Here is a 16,588-nt window from a genome sequence, read left to right as displayed (position 1 = left end):
TCAGGCCTCGAAGACGGCCACCGTCCCGGGCCTTACCATCTGAGCCAATCGCGCCGCGTCCCAGTTGGTCAGTCGCACACAACCATGGCTTTCGGTCTGACCGATCGTTTGCGGCGCGGGCGTTCCATGGATGCCGTAGTGTTCCTTCGACAAGTCGATCCAGACTACGCCGACGGGATTGTTCGGCCCCGGAGGCAACGTCTGTTTGGGGTCGCTGTCGGGCACATCCCAGAAGAGTTCCGGATCATACTGGAAGGTAGGGTTACGGGCGATACCTTTGATCTGCCACTCGCCAAGGGGCAGCGGATCATGCTCCGATCCCATGGTCGCCGTATAGCTCGCCACGAGCTTGCCCGCGCCATCATAGGCTTTGAGCGTCCCCTTCGACTTGCTGACCACGACACGCTCCACCTTCGGCTGGTCGGTCCCGACCCCAAGGTTGCGCAGGGTGGTCAGCCAATCCTTGTCATCAATGCCAGACGGATCGATTGCGTCATGCCCAACATTGGGGACGCGGATTTGCTGGCCGGCACGGAACGTCATATTCGAGCTTTCGCTGCCCGCAGAAGTCGCCTTCGCTTCTGAGGGCTTCGGAGAGGCAGGAACTTGATCACCCCCACGCGCCGGCTCGCCGCCGGGATTGAGCATGCGTAAGGTTTCAGGCGTAGTATGAAACCGCTCAGCGAGCTTCTCTTGCAGGCTGGAGTAGCCGAGGCGCTCCATACGCGCTTTCGCAGCAGGAGCATCGGGCACGGGCTGAAACGATCCGGATGCGAACTCTGTTGGTATCGTGACGACCCGAGTGGGCGCAATGCTGGACCATCGTGCAAATCTGGCTCGGGTTGCCTGATCAGCCGTGCCAGTGACAGGCAAGCCGTTCGCTTCCTGGAACGCCCGCAGCGCATTGCGTGTGGCCTCATTCACCTCACCGTTGATCACCCCGGGAGAGAAGCCAAGCCTGTCGAGCACCACCTGAATGTGCATCACAGGCCGCTGCTCGCGAACTGCACCTTGCTGCTGTGCCGGCTCGCCTGAGCGTGGATCACGTGAAGCCATCGCATCCGCGCCATTTGCGGCTGACTGCGACTGCACCACCTCCTGATTACCGTCGGCGCCGGATTCGCCAGCAGGATCCATGTTGCACGCCGAGAGTAGGAGAAGAGGCAAAGGAAAAAATAAGATACTCGTGCGCACGATCTGTCCTTTTTTGTAGAACACAAAGCCGTTGAAGAGGCGTGGATTTCGGAACGTTTCACCTTGCGATTGGCTGCGCTGCAATTAAAGATGCCACTAACTAGCTTCGGGGCGTCTCGTTACACCGCACTATGGCAACCGCTGATCGAGTCCCCCACCGTAAACGCCTGTTCCGGCGGCTGACACTCGGATCGCGCTTGTCAGGCTCTCAGCAAAGCAATTCGGAAGATGCGGCAGGCGCATCTTGGGACGATGGCCGCTCGCGTCTGGACGCGATATCCAGCTTCATCCTGACACATGAGCTGGAAGTAAATTCGTTTACCCTGGCAACGGCGTACGAGATCGTCTTCGGCAACAACGAAACGCTGGCCACACGCGTTGCGCAGCGGGTGAGCGCTCGTGAGCCTGTTACGCTCGACTGGCTCCAGACGATTGCGGATGAAGCTGCGGAAGAAGAGAACGCTCCTGAACTCCAGGTGCTCGTAGAAGAACTGGAGAGCACGATGGGCGCGTTCGCCCGAACGGCGAGCGACGCGCGCAATGCGACGACGCAATATAGCAGTGCGCTGGAGCAACACGCCCGCGGTCTTGACCAGAGCGGCACGGACGCCAAGCAGATCACCCGTGTCGTTAAAGAAGTGCTGAGCCACACGCGAACGCTCGAAGACGAACTGGACCGGTCCGAACGGGAGGTTCATCGGCTTGAGCGACGGCTCGCCGATGCTCGGCGCGATGCCGAGGTAGACTACCTGACCGGGCTCCCCAACCGCCGCGCATTCGAGATGATTTTCGAGCGGGAGTTGAATCTTGCCTGCGAAAAAGACGAACCACTCTGCGTTGCGTTCTGCGATATCGATCACTTCAAGCAAGTGAACGATGTTCACGGGCATGAAGCAGGAGATCGCGTGCTGCGGTATGTGGCCGAAACGCTCTCAAGTATATCCGGCGAAAGATGTCACGTGGCGCGACACGGCGGCGAAGAGTTCGGCGCCATTTTTCGCGGACTGGATGTCATGGAAGCATGGGCTGCCATCGACGAGGTGCGCGACAAGCTCGCAGGACAACGGCTGGTCAACCGGGCGACCGACGTTCCATTCGGGCAGATCACCTTTTCGGCCGGGGTTGCGTGGGTACGCGCTTATTCTCAACCTCGCACCGCGTTGCGAGCTGCAGACGATGCCCTTTACCAGGCAAAGAGGACGGGCCGTAATCGCGTCGTCATTGCGGAACTGCCGGAGCACTAAGGCGCAGAGCCGAACCAGGCGTTATTGATAGACTGTCGATTTACGCCAGAACGCCGCATCTTTGGCGCGTAGAATTAACTTAGGTTAGATGCGTACATTTGGCTGTACGGGCGGATTAATGACACCTGTGCTGCGCCAATTATCTTGAGCTGAACGATTCAACATTCGTTAGCTTCTCTCCTTCACTCTTGTCGAAAATAGACGAGGGTGAAAGCGGTGCAGACGCAGAACGGACTCGCCATAGAAATGCAAGGAATGGCCTCGCGGCGCATTCTGCTAACGCTCCTGCATGTTGTGTGCATCGGCGCATGTGCTCTTGCGCTGTTCGGGCATGGCAATATTGCCCGAGCAGGCGCAGGTATGGCGCTTCTGATCATTTTCGGCATGTTCATTGCCACCCTGGTCTTCAGCCGCAGCGCGCTTGCCGAAGTCCGCATGCAGATCACCAATCTGCGGGAGGCTCAGGACGCCAAGCAGCAGGTCGAAGAGCTCTTCGCGATGACCGACATGCTGCAGGCGGCAGAAGACCACGAGGATGCCGGTGCGATCCTCATGGCCACGACCCGCCGCCTGCTTCCCGAGTTCGGCGGCGCTCTCTACGTCTTCAACAACTCGCGCGACCGCCTCGATCTCACCAAGTCATGGAACGAGTCCGAAGGATTTCTCCCGGTGTCATCCCTGCTTCCCAGCACTTGCTGGGCGCTCAAGCGCGGTAAGCCGCACATCAACGCCCTTGAGAGTGGCACGCTGACCTGCCTTCATCAGATTGGCAGCGCGGCCACTGTTGAAGTCCCGATGATGGCTCGGGGTCAGGTGTTTGGCTTGATCGTGCTCGCCACGGAAGCGGAAGACGCCTTCCATCGCCTCTACAAGGTGCGTCGCGTAGCCCGGGCGCTGGCGGATTCCATGTCGCTAGCCCTCTCGAACATCGCACTGCGCGAGAAGCTGCGAACACAGTCACTCCGCGACCCTCTGACAGGCCTCTACAACCGGCGCTACATGGAAGATGCGCTCGAACGCTACATCAGCCTTGCTGAGCGTCAGGTGGCGCCACGTCCGTCGTGATGATCGACCTCGACAACTTCAAGCGCCTGAACGACGAGCATGGCCATGCAAAGGGCGATGCCGTTTTGCGCGACGTCGCAGGGCAACTCGTGTCCTCGCTCCGACCTTCGGACGTTGTCGCCCGCTACGGTGGTGAGGAACTGATCGTGATCCTCCCGAACTGCGGCCTCGATGACGCCGCCGTGAAAGCCGAGATGCTGCGCATGCGCGTGGAAGGCTTGTCTGACGTTCATGGTGTGCCCGTCAGCGCTTCGTTCGGCGTGGCCGCAGTGCCTGAAACCTCGACCACCGCAGCCGATGTGATCCCGATGGCTGACTCGGCGCTTTATGTGGCGAAGAAGAAGGGCAAGAACTGCATTGCGCGAGCCGACCGTCGCGCAGGTCGTGACGACAAGGCCGCGCCGCGCCTCGCGGTTACCGGCTGATCGCGGAGACAATCGGCCGCCCCGCAGCGGCGACGCCCCTCCCGCGTAGGGCAGATAAAAGAAAGGGCCGCGCTGGTTTCCCAGCGCGGCCCTCATCCGATCATACGATCAGAGTTTTAAGCGATCAGTCTTCCTTGAGGAAGGCTGGCATGTGGTCGGGATCGCCGCCACCGCCATTACCGCCACCGTTGCCGCCATCGCGACGAGGACCGCGATCACGGTTTCCGCCACGATCGCCACCACGGTCACCACGCGGGCGACGGCGGTCACCGCCACGGTCTCCACCGCCGCTGCGTTCACCACGAGGCTCACGCGGCTCACGGGCCGGACGGGTGTCCTCCAGCTCTTCGCCGGTCTCCTGGTCGACGACGCGCATCGAGAGGCGGACCTTGCCACGGTTGTCGATCTCGAGGACCTTGACCTTCACGGCCTGGCCTTCCTTGACGACATCGGTCGGCTTCTCGACGCGCTCGTTCTTCATCTCGGAGACGTGGACGAGGCCGTCCTTGCCACCCATGAAGTTCACGAAGGCACCGAAGTCGACGATGTTGACGACCTTGCCGTCGTAGATCTTGCCGACTTCCGCTTCCTCGACGATGCCGAGGATCCACTTCTTGGCGGCCTCAATCTGCGCGATGTCCGAGGACGAGATCTTGATCGTGCCTTCGTCGTCGATATCGACCTTGGCGCCCGTCTCGGCCACGATTTCGCGGATGACCTTGCCGCCGGTGCCGATGACGTCACGGATCTTCGACTTGTCGATCTGGATCGTTTCGATGCGCGGGGCGTGAGCCGACAGCTCGGTGCGCGAGGAGCCGAGCGCCTTCTGCATCTCACCCAGGATGTGCGCGCGGCCGGCCTTCGCCTGCTCGAGCGCCTGACCCATGATCTCCTTGGTGATGCCGGCGATCTTGATGTCCATCTGCATCGTGGTGATGCCAGCCTCGGTGCCCGCGACCTTGAAGTCCATGTCGCCGAGGTGATCCTCGTCGCCAAGGATGTCGGAAAGAACCGCGAAGTCCTTGCCTTCCAGGATCAGGCCCATGGCGATGCCGGCCACCGGACGCTCGATCGGAACGCCCGCGTCCATCATCGACAGACAGCCACCGCAGACAGTCGCCATCGAGGACGAGCCATTCGACTCGGTGATGTCCGACAGAACGCGGATGGTGTAAGGGAAGTCCGCCTTGGCCGGCAGCACCGGGTGCAGCGCGCGCCATGCGAGCTTGCCGTGACCGACTTCGCGACGGCCCGGCGCACCGAAACGTCCCACTTCGCCGACCGAGTAAGGCGGGAAGTTGTAGTGCAGCATGAACGACGAATACGAGAGGCCTTCGAGCCCATCGATCATCTGCTCGGCGTCCTTGGTGCCCAGCGTGGTGGTGCAGATCGCCTGCGTCTCACCGCGGGTGAACAGCGCCGAACCGTGCGTGCGCGGCAGGAAGCCGACCATCGCCTCGATCGGCCGGATCTGGTCGAGCTTGCGGCCGTCGATGCGCGAACCGTCCTTGAGGATGGCGCCGCGAACAATGTCCGCCTCTACCTTCTTCATGGTCTTCATCGCGACCATCTGCGTCTGAGGAGTCTCGTCCGAGAACGCCTCCTTGGCCTTCGCGCGGGCGGCGTTGAGCGCGTCCGAGCGAGCCGACTTGTTGGTCAGCTTGTAAGCGGCGGCGACGTCCTTGCCGACAAGGTCCTTGAGCTTCTTCTTGATGTCGGCGGTCTTGTCCGACACGTCGATGTCCCAAGGATCCTTGGCGGCCTGCTCGGCCAAGTCGATGATCAGGTCGACGACCTTCTTGATCTCGTCATGCGCAAACATGACAGCGCCCAGCATCTCGTCCTCGGACAGCTCCTTGGCTTCCGATTCGACCATCATCACGGCATCGCCAGTGGCGGCGACGACGAGATCCAGGCGGCCATCGGTCAGCGCCGCATCCTGCTTCGGGTTCAGCGTGTACTCGCCATCGACGAAGCCGACGCGCGCTGCGCCGATCGGACCCATGAAGGGCACGCCCGAAATGGTGAGCGCAGCCGAAGCGGCAATCATCGCGACAATATCGGGCTCGTTCTCACCGTCGTAGCTCAGAACCTGAGCGATGACGTTGATCTCGTTGTAGAAACCTTCGGGGAACAGCGGACGCACCGGGCGATCGATGAGACGGCTGGTGAGCGTCTCCTTCTCGGTCGCACCGCGTTCGCGCTTGAAGAAACCGCCCGGAATACGGCCGGCGGAGGAGAACTTCTCCTGGTAGTGAACGGTCAGCGGGAAGAAGTCCTGCCCTTCCTTCACTGACTTGGCGGCCGTCACCGCGCAGAGCACCACGGTATCGCCCAGGGTGGCCAGCACGGCGCCGTCAGCCTGACGGGCAATGCGGCCGGTTTCCAGTGTGAGGGTCTTTCCGCCCCACTCCATGGATACAGTCTTTACGTCGAACATTCAGTTTTTCCTCAGCCCGCGAGCCCTATTGCCAGCGGGGTTTACTGCCGGGGATACCGTCCCGGTCCGGTGCGGAGCCTCTTGTGGCTCCCTGGCCCAGCCGCCGAATTGCAGCCTTGGCCCTGTGCTTCTGCTTTTCAGAAGCCCAATAGAGCAGCGGCCCCGGTTTCCCGGAGCCGCCGTGAAACTTGTTATTTGCGAAGACCCAGCTTCTGGATCAGCGCATTGTACCGCGCGACATCCTTTTTCTTCAGATAGTCGAGCAGAGAGCGGCGCTTGTTGACCATGGCCAGCAAGCCGCGACGGGAGTGATTGTCCTTGTGGTGCGACTTGAAGTGCCCGGTCAGGTTGTTGATCCGCTCAGTGAGGATCGCGACCTGCACTTCCGGCGAACCGGTATCGCCCGACTGGCGCGCGTTGTCCTGGATAATCGCAGTCTTCTTTTCGGCAGTCACCGACATGTCATTCACTCCGCGACATCAGCTAGATTGAAGCCCCTGACGACGCGGGCGTCTCCGCCCGAAAGATCCATCAACGCGACCGGTGTAGTGCCTAGCCTCGCCCAGTGGAGCCCGTCGTTACAGGGCAGTCCGGTCAGAACGCGGCCCTGTCGGACCGCCCTTGCCTGCTCCGGGTCAAGGTCGATGGCCGGGATGTCGTCCAGCCCCGCCTCCAGCGGCAAGAGTATATGCTCAAGTGGCGCGCCTTGGCCGATTTCGTTCAATTTGTCCAGCGAAATCGCCTGTGACACATCGAACGGACCTGCCTTTACCCGCCGCAGCATCGTTACCGTTCCATAGGTGCCGACCGCGTACGCAACGTCGCGCGCCAGACTCCGAATATAGGTACCCTTCGAGACATCCGCCACCAGCGTCAGCGACTGAAGCAGACCTTCCTCACTAACCTCGGTCTCTAGAATGGTGAGCCGATGTACCGTAACCCTGCGCTCCGCAAGCTCGACCGCTTCCCCCGCGCGAGCAAGATCATAGGCCCGCTGCCCCCCTACCTTCAGCGCGGAATAGGCGGGCGGAACCTGATCGATCGGACCTGTGAACCGCGGCAGTACCGCTTCTATCTGGCTCTTGGCCGGCAGCACCTCACTCGCGGCGACGACCGCACCCTCAAGGTCGAGGGTGCTCGTCTCCTCACCGAACCGGACTGTGAATTCGTAGACCTTGCTGGCATCGAGCATGCGCCCGGTCAGCTTGGTTGCCTCGCCCACTCCGATCGGCAACACGCCGCTTGCCAGAGGGTCAAGCGTGCCTCCGTGCCCCACCTTCACGCCTTTTCCGTAGCCTGACTGACGCAAATTGCGTTTCACTGCCGCCACGGCCTGTGTCGAACCAAGCCCGAGCGGCTTGTCTAGGATCACCCAACCTGAAACCATGACGCGACCTGTCACACCCCCGCGATCGTGCGGACAAGCGCTTCATAATGGCCGGCTGCCCAGAGCACCGGCGGGACCACGAACCGTTGAACAACCCCGAACTGCGGCCACAGATAGGGGATCACCAAGAGCAGCAGGAACAGCAGCGGAAATCCCAGAGGCCGCAGCTTCTCGTACGTGCGCGCGGCACGGCGCGGAAGCAGTCCCTCAACGATATGAGAGCCATCGAAAGGCGGGATTGGGAGGAGGTTGAACAACGCGAGGAAGATGTTGATCAGAATGAAGTTCTGAAGGTTGAGGGCGATGAACGCCACGAGAGCACCGCCGCTCTCACTTCGTGCGAGCAACCCCAGCGCGACTGCACCGATCGCGGCCAGCAGCAGGTTCGTGGCCGGCCCTGCGGCGGCAACCGCCATCATCCCATAGCGCGGATTGTTGAGCCGCTGCTTGACAACCGGCACTGGCTTTGCCCACCCAAACACCGGGGCACTCACCAAGGCGAGCATGCCTGGAACCACGATAGTACCGACGGGATCGACATGCCTCAGCGGATTGAGACTGAGCCGCCTCTGCCGATGAGCGGTGGGATCACCTAACGCGCGGGCAACCCAGCCGTGGGCGACCTCGTGAAATACGATCGCGATGATAAGGGGAAGGATGAGCGCTGCGGCTTGCAGCAAAGTCTCTTGCATTGCGGCGATCTAGGAGGTGCCTCGCCAACCCGCAAGCCGGGCTACACAGCCGGCCCGCCGACTTCGCAAAACGACGGGGCAAAACGAGGGGGCAAAACGACGGGAAACGTCGCCGCGCCCTTATCCCTCAAGATCGCGCTTCACGCGAGGGTCTGACAGAAGGCGTTCGATACGGTCTGCCTCATCGAACGTCTCATCCAGGCGAAACCGGATCTTCGCGGCGGACTTGAGGCCCAGGCTTTGGGCCACCTCCTTCTGAAAATACGCAGTGTTCTGCCGGAGAGCGGTCAGAACCTCCTCCTCGTCCGTACCGAGGAGCGGCTTCACATATGCCGTAGCGAGGCGAAGATCGGGCGACATACGCACTTCGGTAACGCTCACCGAGTGGGCGGTGAGTGTATTATCATGAACCTGCTGACGGGTGAGGATCTCGGAGAGGACATGACGCACTCGTTCGCCCACCTTCAGGAGACGGACGGAATGCTGTTCGGGGGTAGTTTGCTGGCGTGCCATGGCGTGCCTCATGTGGATGCCCCGCAGTATTTTGCAACATCTCATTACTTCGCGGGAGAAAGCGTGCTGCCGGGCCGGCTTACATCTTCTCGAGAATCCGCCGCAGGGAACGCATGTTCCGTGCCGTACCCGGACAACCCAAACGCCTCTCGATAAATGCGCTGGTGAGCCTGCTGCCGCCTGCCCCGCTGACGAAGTCGATAAACAGCGCTCGCTCACCTGCCGCCAGCTGCTCCGGACCGCGCCCGTCGTAATCGGCCATCAAAGCCTCGAACTGAGCCTCATTTGGCTGGCAGCCCAGAAAATGCGTATGAACGAGATTGTCCTCGCCAACTCCGTTAAACGGGTTGCTCTCGATTGCCGCTTGCACCTCCTCCTTGGTGCGGACCGCCACGAAGCTCTTCATGTCGAAACGATCGCGCATCATATGCGCGAAGAGGTCTTCAAGGCCATCGGTGGGTCGCTGATCGAATGAGAAGAGTACGTTGCCGCTCGCCACGACCGTTTCCACGTCCTCGAACTCTTCGCGTTCGAACGCGTAACGCAGGTCGGCCATCTTCAGCCGATTCCCCCCGACATTGATGCTGCCGAACAGAGCAACGTAGCGAGTCATGCAAACCACCTTCCTGCCCGGTCAGGCAGTTTCATCAGCCGAAACGGCAAAAGGCGGCGACGGCAGGAAAAGCCCGCAGTCACCGCCTTCTAAAGCCTAATTTGCGTATCGGCGTTTAACCGATCGTTCGCTCGCGGTGGCTGACTTCAAACACTTCGAGCTGGTCGCCCGCCCGAATGTCATTCGTGTCTGCCAGCACGACACCGCACTCCAGACCCGCACGCACCTCGTCCACGTCGTCCTTGAAGCGCCGCAGCGACTGGATGAGCGTTGCCGAGACGATGACATCGTTGCGGGTGAGACGCGCGTGGATGCCTTTGCGAATGAAGCCTTCCTGCACCAGCAGGCCCGCTGCCTTGTCCCGCTTGCCCGCAGGGAAGACCTGCTTGACCTCGGCGCGACCCACGACGGTCTCGATCCGCTCCGGCCCCCAGATGCCGGCCATCTGCTTGGCAACCTCAGCCGTCAGTTCGTAGATGATGTCGTAGTACATCATCGGCGTCTTGGTCTTCTCGATCTGCTCGCGCGCCTTGGCGTTCGGACGGACGTTGAAGCCGACGATCGGCGCACCGCTGGCGGCTGCAAGAGTCACATCACTCTCGGTAATGGCACCCACACCGGAACTGAGCACACGCACCTTGATCTCGTCGTTCGACAGAGCATGCAGGGCCTGGTTGATCGCTTCGACCGAACCCTGGACGTCAGCCTTGACGACGACCGGGTACTCAATGACGCTCTGCTTGGCCGTAAGCGCCGAGAACATCGTGTCTAGACTTGCCGGAGCCATCGCAGTCCGCTTCGCCGTCGCCTGCTCCTGGCGGTAGGACGAGACTTCGCGCGCACGCTGCTCACTCTCGACCACGCTCAAGAGATCTCCGGCCATCGGCACACCGCCGAGGCCCAGGACCTCGACCGGCAGGGCTGGCGGCGCTTCCTTGACCTGACGCCCCTTGTCGTCGAGCATGGCTCGCACGCGACCGCTTTCGGTGCCAACGACGAAGATATCGCCGACCTTCAAAGTGCCACGCCTCACCAGTACGGTGGCCAGAGGGCCCTTGCCCTTGTCGAGCTTGGCTTCGATTACCGTTGCCTCGGCGTTCCGATCCGGGTTCGCCTTAAGCTCCATGAACTCGGCCTGCAGCAGGATCTTCTCGAGCAATTCATCCAAACCGTGTCCGGTCTTGGCTGACACTTCGACGTCCTGCACGTCACCCGACATGGCCTCGACCACGATTTCGTGTTCGAGCAGACGTTCGCGCACCTTCTGCGGGTTGGCCTCTGGCTTGTCGACCTTGTTGATCGCCACGATCATCGGCACGCCTGCGGCCTTCGTGTGACGGATGGCTTCGATCGTCTGGGGCATGATGCCGTCATCGGCAGCGACAACCAACACGACAAGATCCGTCACGTTGGCACCGCGCATACGCATCTGCGTAAACGCAGCGTGGCCCGGCGTATCGAGGAAGGTGACGAGATCGCCCTTCTTCGTCTTCACCTGATAGGCGCCCATGTGCTGCGTGATACCACCGGCCTCGCCGCGGGCCACATCGGTACCACGGAGCGCGTCCAGCAGGCTCGTCTTGCCGTGATCGACATGTCCCATGATCGTTACCACGGGCGGACGCGGCTTCAGCGATTCCTCCGTGTCGACATCAACAGACGTGTCGATGTCGATGTCACTTTCAGACACGCGCTGAATGTTGTGACCGAACTCGGTGACAAGCAGTTCTGCAGTGTCCTGATCGATCGTCTGGTTGACGGTGACCATCATGCCCATCTTGAAGAGCGACTTCACCAGATCGGCGCCCTTCTCGGCCATGCGGTTCGCCAGTTCCTGCACCGTGATGGCTTCAGGCACGATCACGTCACGGACTTGCTTCTCGCGCTGCTGCGATTGCCCGCCAAAGTGCGCGCGACGCTCCTTTTCGCGTGCACGCTTGAGAGCGGCGAGGCTGCGAGCGCGAGCGCCCTCATCTTCGTTCAGCGCCCGCGTAACGGTCAGCTTGCCCGACTGGCGGCGGTCGCCACCCTTGGCGTTGCGATCGCTAGGACGCGCAGGCGCTGAGGGAGCGCCCTTCTTCGCGTCGGGCTTCTTGGACGTCGAAGCAGGAGCACTTGCCGCAGGTGCTGCCTCAGCTTTGCGGATCGGCTCTGGACGCTGCACAGGCGTAAAGCGGCGTGGAGCAGGAACGACTTCAGGTTCTGCGGCCTGCGCTGCCGGCTGTTCGGCAGGCGTAGCGCCGGCCTCAGGAGCAGGCACAGCTTCCGCGGCGGCAGGCGCTTCGGCAGGAGCCTCCGGCTCGGGCTCAGGTGCCGACTGAGCCTCAGCGGCAGCAGCCTCCTCCTGGGCGCGACGGTTTTCCTCCGCACGGCGCCGCTCTTCTTCGAGAGCACGCGCACGCTCATCCTCTTCGCGGCGGCGAGCCTCTTCTGCCACGCGCAGGCGATCTTCCTCAGCTTCGCGCTGCAAGCGTGCCACACGCTCCTGTGGCGTTTCATTGCTCGGAGCAGCCGGACGACGGGGTGGAGCAGGCGGCGGCGCTACCGGGCGCGGCGCCGGTGCCGGCGTGGGTGCTGGCGCCGGTGCGGGCTCTGCTGCGGCTGCTGGTTCCGGACGAGCATCAGCTTCGCCCGGCTTGCCAATCAGCTTGCGGCGCTTCACCTCCACGACCACCTTGTTGGTCCGGCCGTGGCTGAAGGTCTGCTTGACCTCGCCGGCCTCGACCGACCGCTTGAGTCCAAGCGGTTTGCGGCCCAGTGTCGGCTTGTTATCGGTCTCGCTCATAAGTCTCTATTCGCCCTTCGGTCTTAATTCGTCGTCACGGCCGTAGACTCGGCTTGCGCCTGTCCATGACCTTTGTCAGCTTCGGCCGCAGCCTCGTTCACCGCGGCCTGCCCTTGAAAATGCAGCAGGCGCCGGAGTGGCGCGGCAACCCGTTCGGCCGCCCCGCGATCCACCAGCGCCAAGTGAACGACGTTGTCGCGGCCCAATGCCACAGACAGCGCCATGCGGTCCAGTGGCAAGACTGTTCCTCGCAATCCCGTTCCTTCGGCCTCGCTCCCGACGCGCCACGCCTGATCGAGCTTGCGCGAACCGTCATCGGCGGCATCCGCAGCGTGTGCGAGCCAGCACACCAATCCGCCGCGCGCCTGCTCGGCAATGCGATCCGAACCCATCAGGAGACGCCCTGCCTTGAGTTCCAGGCCCAGGCGGTCGGTGAAAGCGCGCGTCAAGGCACTTTCGATTCGGTCCGAAAGATCGTCGGGAATGACAAGCGTTGGAGCGCCTGCTGATTTTGCGCCCAGCGTTTTGCCAAAGGCGCGCAACAGGGCTCCCTTTAGTTTGCCCTTCGCCTGCGCTTTTTCAAGGTCTGCGCGTGAAACTCCGATCCACGCACCACGTCCCGGCGCCCGCGCATGGACGTCAGGCAACACCACGCACGCGCCATCCGGCCCTGGCGGTGATATTGCCAAGCGGATCAGCGCATCACGCGCCGCGACACCCCCGGAGAGAATGCATGTCCTCTCCGGCTCGCCGGCTCTCGCCGGAGCGTCGGTTCTGTCGGAGCTTACGCGATCATTGCGAGGACTCCGCATCGGCGGCCTCCTCGGTTGCAGGCTCACCCGCGGCCGGCTCTTCGTCGAACCAGTGCGCGCGTGCGGCCATGATGATTTCGTTGCCCTGCTCTTCGTTCAGGCCGTACTCGCCCAGCACTCCGCCCTTGTCTTCTTCACGGGCCCGGCGATTGACGGTGCCGTCGCGACGGCGCTGTTCAGTCCGCTTCTTGGCGATCAGTTCGTCCGTGGCAAGGTCTGCCAGATCGTCGAGCGTCTTGATGCCGGCTTTGCCGAGAGTGACAAGCATTGCCTCTGTCAGGTGCGGCAGCTCGGCCAGAGCGTCCTCAACACCAAGAGCACGGCGCTGTTCGCGGTAAGCCTCCTCACGGCGCTCAAGCGCTTCGGATGCACGGCTCTGAAGTTCCTCGGCGAGCTCCTCGTCAAAACCTTCAATGGCCGCGAGTTCACTCACATCGATGTATGCCACTTCCTCCAGCTCGCTGAAGCCTTCGGCCACCAGCAGCTGTGAGAGCGTCTCGTCGACATCGAGCTCCTCTTCGAACATCTTTGAGCGTTCGGAGAATTCCTTCTGCCGCTTCTCGCTCGCCTCCTGCTCAGTCATGATGTCGATCTGAGAGCCGGTGAGCTGGCTGGCGAGACGGACGTTCTGCCCGCGCCGGCCGATCGCCAGCGACAGCTGGTCGTCAGGAACGACGACTTCGATGCGGTTTTCCTCTTCGTCGATCACCACACGGCTGACGGTAGCGGGCTGCAGCCCGTTAACGACGAAGGTCGCGGTGTCCTCGCTCCAGGGAATGATGTCGATCTTTTCGCCCTGCAGTTCCTGCACAACAGCCTGAACACGGCTGCCCTTCATGCCGACGCAGGCACCGACCGGGTCGATCGAATGGTCGTGGCTGATCACACCGATCTTCGCACGCGACCCAGGATCGCGCGCAGCTGCCTTGATCTCGATGATTCCATCATAGATCTCAGGCACTTCCTGCGCGAACAGTTTCTTCATGAACTCGGGGTGAGCGCGGCTGAGGAAGATCTGCGGTCCACGGTTCTGCCGCTCGACCTTGAGAACGATCGCCCGGATACGCTCGCCGACACGCGCAGCTTCGCGCGGAATCTGCTGATCGCGCCGAATCACGCCCTCGGCCCGGCCGAGATTGACGATCACGTGGCCGAATTCCACCGACTTGATCACGCCGGTGATAACCTCACCCACGCGATCCTTGAACTCTTCGTATTGACGGTCACGCTCGGCATCGCGGACCTTCTGGAAGATCACCTGCTTGGCCGACTGCGCATCAATGCGCCCCAGGTCAACAGGAGGCAGCGGATCGACGATGAAATCGCCAATCTTGGCATCCTTCTGCAGCTTTTGCGCCTGGTTGAGGTCGACTTGCTTGAAATAGTCCTCGACCTGCTCAACCACTTCAACCACACGCCACAGGCGCAGATCGCCCGTGCGCGGATCGAGCTTCGCACGAATATCGTTCTCGGCACCATAGCGGTTGCGCGCCGACTTCTGGATCGCCTCCTCCATCGCCTCAATGACGATAGCCTTGTCGATCATCTTTTCGGACGCAACCGAATTGGCAATCGCGAGCAGCTCGGCGCGGTTAGCGGAAATCGCACTGGCCATGGGGTTAGTCTTCCTGTTCCTCAAGAATTTCGTCGGCGCCCTCGGCGTCGATCGGACGGGTAGCGGCAATCAGACGGTCGGTCAGTACGAGCCGTGCAGAATGAACGTGAGCAAGCGGGAACGTCACCCGTCCAGATTTGCGCTCATCAAGCACTACGGCCTCACCTTCAAGCCCAACAAGATCCCCCTGGAGAGCCTTGCGATTGCCTTCGATCGGCTCGCTCAGACTGAACTTCGCCTCATGCCCCGCCCAGTTCGCATAGTCCTTGGGGCGGGTAAGAGGACGATCGATCCCGGGCGAACTGACCTCGAGGCGGTATGCCTCTTCGATCAGCACTTCACCCGCCTCTTCAAGCGAGTCCATGCGGTCCGACACCCGATGGGAAAGGGCCACACAGTCATCCAGCAAAAGCTGGCCGGTCTCGGGACGCTCTGCCATGATCTGCAAAGCAATCTCGTCATCGCCGACCTCGCTCTTGCCCAGGATCTTCACGCGCACGAGCTCGAAGCCGAGGGCCTGTACCTCTGGCTCTACAACCTCGATAATCCGCGCAATGTCGACCAATCCAGAACTCCAACGGCAAGAAACACGGCAATGCAGCTAAGCGCCGGCCCCTCGCGGCGCCAGCCCGATCTTGCGTCACCAATGTCGGGATGTGCGGGAGATAATATCATTTCGCACAAAACGCAAGCACAAGCATGCTGCTTCAGCGCCGCTCATGCTCTCGATGCACAGGGCGCTAATTGGCCTCCAGGCCGATGCGGCCGGTGGAACAATGGGCGCGAGTTCCGTTTGACGCTCAGGATTTCCTCTCGACAGCAGGTGCTACGGCCATTTCCCGGCGGCGAGCGAAGACAAGTTGCGCATGCCGCTCGATGCTAATGCGGGTGCTCGTCGGCAATTCATACAACCAGCCCATCCCCACTCGATCAGCCATGAACAGCGGCCAGAGGCGCGGAGAGGACACTACGCTCAAGTCCCGCAGCAAGAACAAGCCCGGCGAGCAACGCACTGGCCGTCAACGGAAGCGCCCACGCGTGCAGATTGGCGCCTGACACTATCAGGAAATGGCAAGCCATGCCCCAGAGCGGTATCGCCACCAGGAAGCCCCATCGGAAATGGCGCTTAACCAGAGCGGCAACCTGGTCTCGCAACACGTACCCGAGCCAGAACCACACAAAAAAGCGGGCCAAACGCAGAGCGAAAGGTCCGTCGGTCACCGGCCCCACCGACAGTGCAGCCCCTCCTACGAGCAGGGCCCCGACCGCGACCAGAAGCTCAGGCAGACGCCTCAGAAGCCATGCGAGCAGCGAATAGAGGGCGAGCGCGTAGATGAACCACAAGGTTGTTTGCGGCTCCCAGAAGATGCGCAGCAAGCTTGAGAGATCCGAGGGCTGCCCCCGCAAGTACGGCACACCAGCAACGACCCCCCACTTCACAAGAGACCAGATGACGTACAAGTATAGCAGGGGTGCAATCCGCCGCCCCAATAGACCGGGAAGGTCATACCCCATCATCTTTCGCAGGAATAACCCCGACGCGAAGAAGAACAGGGGCATTCTGAAAAACAGCAGCACCTCGTCGACGTGCGCCATCTGTGGAGTGAAGCTGTATTGGCTGTGGTGGAAGACCACGAGCAGGATGCTGATGGCCTTCGCGATGTCCACCCACTGACTTCGCGGAGCCCTTACGTCCGGCATGGTGCACCTGATGTCGCCTCTGGGAGCGGCAACCCTGGCGTCGGCGTGCGTCAACTCACAAGCGCGGTTGCATCCGTAACGACGTAAATCGGTGGAGGCCCT

15 protein-coding genes are annotated in these 16,588 nt (G+C 61.7%); 3 read left to right on the top strand and 12 right to left on the bottom strand.

Going from position 1 to position 16,588, the window contains the following annotated elements; all coding sequences use genetic code 11:
* Positions 1 to 1,137: a L,D-transpeptidase family protein gene (locus tag ABUH87_RS00930; protein WP_367768003.1), complete on the bottom strand. Its 1,137-nt coding sequence runs from the start codon at positions 1,135 to 1,137 to the stop codon at positions 1 to 3.
* A gap of 254 nt (positions 1,138 to 1,391) precedes the next feature.
* On the opposite strand from ABUH87_RS00930, the gene ABUH87_RS00925 reads away from it, so the two are divergent.
* From ABUH87_RS00925 to ABUH87_RS00915, 3 genes are all read left to right on the top strand, one after another.
* Entirely contained in the window at positions 1,392 to 2,438 is a 1,047-nt protein-coding gene (locus tag ABUH87_RS00925) for a GGDEF domain-containing protein (protein WP_367767994.1), read from the top strand.
* Between the two features lie 216 nt (positions 2,439 to 2,654).
* Positions 2,655 to 3,503, top strand: a complete 849-nt coding sequence (locus tag ABUH87_RS00920; RefSeq protein ID WP_367767992.1) for a sensor domain-containing diguanylate cyclase — start codon at positions 2,655 to 2,657, stop codon at positions 3,501 to 3,503.
* Positions 3,503 to 3,928, top strand: a complete 426-nt coding sequence (locus ABUH87_RS00915; protein WP_367768043.1) for a GGDEF domain-containing protein — start codon at positions 3,503 to 3,505, stop codon at positions 3,926 to 3,928. Before ABUH87_RS00920 ends, ABUH87_RS00915 begins: the two co-directional genes overlap by 1 nt.
* Before the next feature lie 124 nt (positions 3,929 to 4,052).
* Here the strand turns inward: ABUH87_RS00915 and pnp are convergent, their stop codons facing one another.
* The 11 genes from pnp to ABUH87_RS00860 all read right to left on the bottom strand — a co-directional run bounded on the left by pnp (position 4,053) and on the right by ABUH87_RS00860 (position 16,486).
* Positions 4,053 to 6,368: a polyribonucleotide nucleotidyltransferase gene (pnp, locus tag ABUH87_RS00910; protein ID WP_367767990.1), complete on the bottom strand. Its 2,316-nt coding sequence runs from the start codon at positions 6,366 to 6,368 to the stop codon at positions 4,053 to 4,055.
* 191 nt (positions 6,369 to 6,559) lie between these two features.
* Positions 6,560 to 6,829: a 30S ribosomal protein S15 gene (gene rpsO, locus ABUH87_RS00905; protein WP_367767988.1), complete on the bottom strand. Its 270-nt coding sequence runs from the start codon at positions 6,827 to 6,829 to the stop codon at positions 6,560 to 6,562.
* 5 nt (positions 6,830 to 6,834) lie between these two features.
* Entirely contained in the window at positions 6,835 to 7,755 is a 921-nt protein-coding gene (gene truB / locus ABUH87_RS00900; protein ID WP_367768041.1) for a tRNA pseudouridine(55) synthase TruB, read from the bottom strand.
* 11 nt (positions 7,756 to 7,766) lie between these two features.
* The gene (locus tag ABUH87_RS00895) at positions 7,767 to 8,447 is read right to left on the bottom strand and encodes a site-2 protease family protein (protein WP_367767986.1); all 681 of its coding nucleotides are present in this window, start codon (positions 8,445 to 8,447) and stop codon (positions 7,767 to 7,769) included.
* Between the two features lie 120 nt (positions 8,448 to 8,567).
* Positions 8,568 to 8,960 carry a 30S ribosome-binding factor RbfA gene (gene rbfA, locus ABUH87_RS00890; protein ID WP_367767984.1) on the bottom strand — a complete coding sequence of 131 codons (393 nt, stop codon included), beginning with the start codon at positions 8,958 to 8,960 and terminating at the stop codon, positions 8,568 to 8,570.
* 79 nt (positions 8,961 to 9,039) lie between these two features.
* Positions 9,040 to 9,573 carry a DUF1697 domain-containing protein gene (locus ABUH87_RS00885; protein ID WP_367767982.1) on the bottom strand — a complete coding sequence of 178 codons (534 nt, stop codon included), beginning with the start codon at positions 9,571 to 9,573 and terminating at the stop codon, positions 9,040 to 9,042.
* Between the two features lie 115 nt (positions 9,574 to 9,688).
* Positions 9,689 to 12,358, bottom strand: a complete 2,670-nt coding sequence (infB, locus tag ABUH87_RS00880; protein WP_367767980.1) for a translation initiation factor IF-2 — start codon at positions 12,356 to 12,358, stop codon at positions 9,689 to 9,691.
* A 23-nt stretch (positions 12,359 to 12,381) separates the two neighbouring features.
* Positions 12,382 to 13,170 (bottom strand): DUF448 domain-containing protein, encoded by a 789-nt coding sequence (locus ABUH87_RS00875; RefSeq protein WP_367767978.1) that lies wholly within the window; start codon positions 13,168 to 13,170, stop codon positions 12,382 to 12,384.
* Positions 13,151 to 14,785 (bottom strand): transcription termination factor NusA, encoded by a 1,635-nt coding sequence (gene nusA / locus ABUH87_RS00870; RefSeq protein WP_367767976.1) that lies wholly within the window; start codon positions 14,783 to 14,785, stop codon positions 13,151 to 13,153. The genes ABUH87_RS00875 and nusA overlap by 20 nt, the downstream gene beginning before the upstream one ends.
* Before the next feature lie 4 nt (positions 14,786 to 14,789).
* Positions 14,790 to 15,350 (bottom strand): ribosome maturation protein RimP, encoded by a 561-nt coding sequence (gene rimP / locus ABUH87_RS00865; RefSeq protein ID WP_367767974.1) that lies wholly within the window; start codon positions 15,348 to 15,350, stop codon positions 14,790 to 14,792.
* 365 nt (positions 15,351 to 15,715) lie between these two features.
* Positions 15,716 to 16,486, bottom strand: coding sequence for an acyltransferase family protein (locus tag ABUH87_RS00860; protein WP_367767972.1), 771 nt, complete (start codon positions 16,484 to 16,486; stop codon positions 15,716 to 15,718).
* Positions 16,487 to 16,588 lie beyond the last annotated feature (102 nt).

Source organism: Novosphingobium rhizovicinum (assembly GCF_040813635.1).
In the GTDB taxonomy this organism is placed as follows: domain Bacteria; phylum Pseudomonadota; class Alphaproteobacteria; order Sphingomonadales; family Sphingomonadaceae; genus Novosphingobium; species Novosphingobium rhizovicinum.
The sequence above is the reverse complement of the archived record's forward strand: the minus strand, read 5'-3'. Positions and strand labels throughout refer to the sequence as shown.